The organism is Streptomyces durbertensis (assembly GCF_014156695.1).
Lineage (GTDB): Bacteria > Actinomycetota > Actinomycetes > Streptomycetales > Streptomycetaceae > Streptomyces > Streptomyces durbertensis.
This window is the reverse complement of the sequence record NZ_WMLF01000420.1, coordinates 1-4,744: the sequence shown is the minus strand read 5'-3', so window position 1 is coordinate 4,744 and position 4,744 is coordinate 1. Positions and strand designations below refer to the sequence as shown.

Genomic DNA, 4,744 nt, shown 5'->3' with positions numbered 1-4,744 from the left:
CCCGAAAGGAACCCCCTCATGCCCGACGCCGCCACCCGCCCCGACGGCGAGCCCTGCTGGGTCGACGCCACGTTCCCCGACCTCGAAGGCGCCAAACGCTTCTACAGCGAGGTACTCGGCTGGACCTTCGGCGAGTCCGCGCCCGAGTACGGCGACTACACCCAGGCGTACGCCGGCGAGCGCGCCGTCGCCGCCGTCGCACCACCGATGCCGGGCCAGCCCCCGCAGCCGCCCGCCTGGTGCCTGTACCTGTCCGCCTCCGACGTCGCCGCCACCGCGAACCGCGCCCGCGACCTCGGCGGCACCCTGCTCATGGAGCCCATGCGGATCGGCGACTTCGGCTCCATGAGCCTGGTCCGGGAGCCGTCCGGGGCGGTGCTCGGCCTGTGGCAGTCCGGCGTGCACACCGGCTTCGAGAGGGTGGGCGAGGTCGGCGCCTACACCTGGAGCGAACTGCTCACCGGCGAACCCGAGCGGTCCGACGCCTTCTTCCCCGCCCTCTTCGGCTACGACACGAAGCTGATGCGGAGCCCGGACATGGACTACCGGGTGTGGGAACTGGGCCCCGACCGCCCGGTGATGGGCCGCATGCGCACCGGCGGCCCGGACTTCCCCGACGACCGCTCCCCGCGCGTCCTGGTGTACTTCGCCGTCGCCGACTGCGACGCGGCGGTGGAGACCGCCCGGCGCCTCGGCGGCACCCTGGAGTGGGAGCCGATGGACAGCCCGTTCGGCCGCATCGCCTCCCTCGTCGACCCCCAGGGCGCCGCCTTCGCGGTCATCGACCCGTCGACCACCGCGGGCGAGATGCCGCAGCTCGACCCCGCCGCCTGACAGACACACGGAAGGCGGGTGGGAATGCGCCCCAGCGACGCCTCCCCACCCGCCGTGACCGCCGCCGGGCGGTTGTCAGCCGGTTGTCCTCCGGCTGACGACCGTCCGGCGTCCGGCTGTTCAGGCGAGCGTCGCGAGGGCCTGGTTCAGGGTCTGGGAGGGACGCATGACCGCGGAGGCCTTCTCGACGTCCGGCTGGTAGTAGCCGCCGATCTCGGCCGGGGAGCCCTGCACGGCGATCAGCTCGTCGACGATGGTCGACTCCAGCTCGGCCAGCGTCTTGGCCAGACCGGCGAACGCCTCGGCGAGCTGCGTGTCGTCGGTCTGCGCGGCCAGCTCCTGCGCCCAGTACAGGGCCAAGTAGAAGTGGCTGCCCCGGTTGTCGATGCCGCCGAGACGGCGGCTGGGCGACTTGTCCTCGTTGAGGAAGGAGGCGGTGGCGCGGTCCAGGGTGTCGGCGAGCACCTTGGCGCGGGTGTTGCCGGTGGTCTGCGCGTAGTGCTCGAAGCTCACCGCGAGCGCCAGGAACTCACCGAGGCTGTCCCAGCGCAGGTAGTTCTCCTTGACCAGCTGCTGCACGTGCTTGGGCGCCGAGCCGCCGGCGCCGGTCTCGAAGAGGCCGCCGCCGTTCATCAGCGGCACGACGGACAGCATCTTGGCGCTGGTGCCCAGCTCCAGGATCGGGAAGAGGTCCGTCAGGTAGTCGCGCAGCACGTTGCCGGTGACGGAGATCGTGTCCTCGCCGCGGCGGATGCGCTCCAGGGAGAACGCGGTGGCCTCGACCGGGGACATGATCTCGATCCGCAGGCCCTCGGTGTCGTGCTCGGGCAGGTACGCCTTGACCTTCTTGATGAGGTTCGCGTCGTGGGCGCGGTTCTCGTCGAGCCAGAAGACGGCCGGGTCGCCGGTCGCGCGGGCGCGGGTGACGGCGAGCTTGACCCAGTCGCGGATCGGCAGGTCCTTCGTCTGGCACATGCGGAAGATGTCGCCGGGCGACACCTGCTGCTCCAGCACGACCGCGCCGGAGCCGTCGACGACGCGGACCGTGCCGGCGGTCGCGATCTCGAAGGTCTTGTCGTGGCTGCCGTACTCCTCGGCCTTCTGCGCCATCAGGCCGACGTTCGGCACCGAGCCCATGGTGGCCGGGTCGAAGGCGCCGTTGGCGCGGCAGTCGTCGATGACGACCTGGTAGACGCCGGCGTAGCTGCTGTCCGGCAGGACGGCCAGGGTGTCGGCCTCGTTGCCGTCCGGGCCCCACATGTGGCCGGAGGTGCGGATCATCGCCGGCATGGAGGCGTCGACGATGACGTCGCTGGGCACGTGCAGGTTGGTGATGCCGCGGTCGGAGTCGACCATGGCCATCTCCGGGCCCTCGGCCAGCTCGGCCTCGAAGGACGCCTTGATCGCCTCGCCCTCGGGCAGCTTGTCCAGGCCGGCGAGGATGCCGCCCAGGCCGTCGTTCGGGGTGAGGCCGGCGGCGGCCAGCGTCTCACCGTGGGCGGCGAACGTCTTCGGGAAGAACGCGCGCACGGCGTGGCCGAAGATGATCGGGTCGGAGACCTTCATCATGGTGGCCTTCAGGTGCAGCGAGAACAGCACACCCTCCGCCTTGGCCCGGCCGACCTGCGCGGCCAGGAACTCGCGCAGCGCCGCGACGCGCATGACGGCCGCGTCCACGACCTCGCCGGCGAGCACCGGTACCGACTCGCGCAGCACGGTGGTGGTGCCGTCCTCGGCGGCCAGCTCGATGCGCAGCGCGCCGTCCTCGGCGATGACGGCGGACTTCTCGGTGGAGCGGAAGTCGTCGGCGGTCATGTGCACGACGTTCGTCTTGGAGTCGGCCGTCCAGGCGCCCATGCGGTGCGGGTGGGCCTTGGCGTAGTTCTTCACCGAGGCGGGGGCGCGGCGGTCGGAGTTGCCCTCGCGCAGCACCGGGTTGACGGCGCTGCCCTTGACCTTGTCGTAGCGGGCGCGGATCTCCCGCTCCTCGTCGGTCTTCGGGTCGTCCGGGTAGTCCGGCAGCGCGTAGCCCTGGGCCTGCAGCTCGGCGACGGCGGCCTTCAGCTGCGGGATGGACGCCGAGATGTTGGGCAGCTTGATGATGTTGGCCCCGGGCGTCTTCGCCAGCTCACCCAGCTCCGCGAGCGCGTCGTCGATCCGCTGCGACTCCTCCAGCCACTCCGGGAAGCTCGCGATGATGCGGCCGGCCAGGGAGATGTCCCGGCTCTCCACCGGGACGCCGGCCGTCGCCGCGTAGGCCTTGACGATCGGCAGGAAGGAATGGGTCGCCAGGGCCGGCGCCTCGTCGGTGTGCGTGTAGATGATGGTCGAGTCAGTCACCGGGTGCTCCGCTCCACGTCTGCAACATTGCTCGACATCAAGATATCTCGCCGGGAGGCCCGGGGCGAGGGGGCCCCGGGCCCGTCGCCGGGCGCGGGCGGGACGGCGTGCCGGCGGCGAGCCGTCCGGAGGTGACGGCGAGTGGTCCCCTCGTCGACGGCCTCCGTTCGCCCCCTCGTGCGACCGAACGGGCAGGCTCCGGCCGCGCCGCAGGTCAGCCGTCGAGCGCACCCCCGGGGGCGTCACACGATCGGCTGAAAGATCAGCTCATCGGCACCAGCGCGGCGCGCCACGTATGGTGACCGTCACGAAGTGATGGCAGGAAAGCAGGGAAGCAGGAAAGGGGGGCGGCGCCCGGCCGGCCCAGTCGTGAGCCCGTGAGCCCGTGAGTCCGTGAGGACGTGAGTCCCCGAGGACGTAGGTCCGTGAGGACGTGACGACGCCGCCGCGCCCGGCGGTGTCGCAGTCGATCGAGTAGGTGGTCCCCGCTGTCCCCCGTTCCCACCCAGCCGTCCCAGGGCGGCGCGGACGCCGCGCTGCGCGCCGGCTACCGCGAGTGCCGCCGCCTCGTGCGCACCACAAGCCCCGCCGAGTACGCGCTCATGGCGCTCATGCCGCCCGCCCTGCGCCCCGCCTGCTGGGCCCTGTGGGCCGCCCTGCGCACCGGCGACGACCTGATCGACTCGACCGAGGGCGACGCGGCCGAACGCGCCGCCCGGCTGTCCGACTGGACCGCCGCCCTCGACGCCGACATCCGGCGCGGCACCAGCGACGACCCGGTACGGCTCGCCGTCGTGGACACCGTGCTGCGCTGGGGACTGGACCCCGAGGGGATCTTCTCCTCCTTCGACACCGTCCGGGAGGACGCCGCCGGCCGCCGCCTGGAGACCTGGGCGGACTGGAGCGCCTGGGTGCGCTCCACCAACCTCTCCTGGGCCGAGCAGTGCCGGACCCTGCTCGACCGCGCGGGCGTGGCCATGCCCCTGCGCTGGGAGCAGGTCGAGGGCTTCTCCCACTTCCTCGACGGCATGTACCTCACCGACACCCTGGTCGACCTGCCGGGCGACCTCGCGCGCGGCGACCTGCTCGTCCCCATTGCCGAGCTGGCGCGCTTCGACGTCGACCCCGACGACGTGCTCGACCGCCGCTGGACACCCGAACTGCGCGCCCTCGTCGGCGAGCTGACCGGCCGGGCGCGCGACTGGCTCGACCAGCCGCGCCTCACCGCCGGACTGCACCCCGTCCCCGCCATCCTGCTGCGGACCACCACCGGCCTCTTCCACGCCAGGCTGCGCGCGGTGGAACGGTCCGGCGCCGCGCTGCTGCGCCGCACCCCGCGCGTCTCGCCGGTCGCCCGCTGGCGGGTGCTGGCACCCGCCCGGGCCCGGGCGGCCGTCGCCTGGCGCCTGGTTCCGATCAGCGCCCCGCCGCGCGCCGCCGGAGCGGCGGTGCGACCGGAGGGCAGCGAGCCGGCCGGGCCGGACGGGCAGCCGCACGGCGTCGAGACGGCGGCACGCCCCGGGCGCGGCGGCGCGCGGCCCGTGCTGCCGCCGAAGCCGCACCCCAGCGG

The 4,744-nt window shown here is 73.0% G+C and carries 3 protein-coding genes; 2 read left to right on the top strand and 1 reads right to left on the bottom strand.

Translation table 11 applies throughout. The features are described from left to right. Positions 1-18: 18 nt before the first annotated feature. Positions 19-834 carry a VOC family protein gene (locus GL263_RS21765; RefSeq protein ID WP_182857436.1) on the top strand — a complete coding sequence of 272 codons (816 nt, stop codon included), beginning with the start codon at positions 19-21 and terminating at the stop codon, positions 832-834. A 120-nt stretch (positions 835-954) separates the two neighbouring features. Here the strand turns inward: GL263_RS21765 and GL263_RS21760 are convergent, their stop codons facing one another. Further along, positions 955-3,174: an NADP-dependent isocitrate dehydrogenase gene (locus GL263_RS21760; RefSeq protein ID WP_182857435.1), complete on the bottom strand. Its 2,220-nt coding sequence runs from the start codon at positions 3,172-3,174 to the stop codon at positions 955-957. Positions 3,175-3,743: 569 nt separating this feature from the next. Between GL263_RS21760 and GL263_RS21755 the strand changes: the two genes are divergently transcribed. Beyond that, on the top strand, positions 3,744-4,744 hold a 1,001-nt coding region (locus GL263_RS21755; RefSeq protein ID WP_182857434.1), incomplete at its 3' end, for a squalene/phytoene synthase family protein.